2 tRNA genes are annotated in these 427 nt (G+C 48.0%); both read left to right on the plus strand.

Annotated elements, in window-relative coordinates:
- Positions 1–35 precede the first annotated feature (35 nt).
- Positions 36–112, plus strand: a tRNA-Ile gene (locus ACT3TC_RS17135).
- A gap of 108 nt (positions 113–220) precedes the next feature.
- Positions 221–296: transfer RNA gene (locus ACT3TC_RS17140), tRNA-Ala, on the plus strand.
- Positions 297–427: the final 131 nt, after the last annotated feature.

Consider the following 427-nt stretch of genomic DNA (forward strand, 5'->3'; position numbering starts at 1 on the left):
TCATAGAGCAAACGGTTTAAGCACGATCCCCTCTTGGGTCTGTAGCTCAGTTGGTTAGAGCGCACCCCTGATAAGGGTGAGGTCGGCAGTTCAAGTCTGCCCAGACCCACCAAATTTCCGTGATACTGCGTTAAAATGCTCCTCGTATAGCAGGCTATACGTCGTCGCATTTTGCCTTGTCTCACAGAAATTTATGACAAGAGGTGATGTTCTGAACGATGGGGCCATAGCTCAGCTGGGAGAGCGCCTGCCTTGCACGCAGGAGGTCAGCGGTTCGATCCCGCTTGGCTCCACCATTATGTTGGTTTTTATCCAACGCCGTTTGTTTGTTTTGTGACCATTGATAAGTCGCACGTTTAAATCGTCGCTTTATCACTGTTCATTGAACAGTCGCTCTTTAACAATGTATATCATGCTGACATTAACG

Origin of the sequence: Halomonas sp. AOP27-A1-41, from assembly GCF_052378605.1 — a bacterium.
Taxonomy (GTDB): domain Bacteria; phylum Pseudomonadota; class Gammaproteobacteria; order Pseudomonadales; family Halomonadaceae; genus Vreelandella; species Vreelandella citrativorans.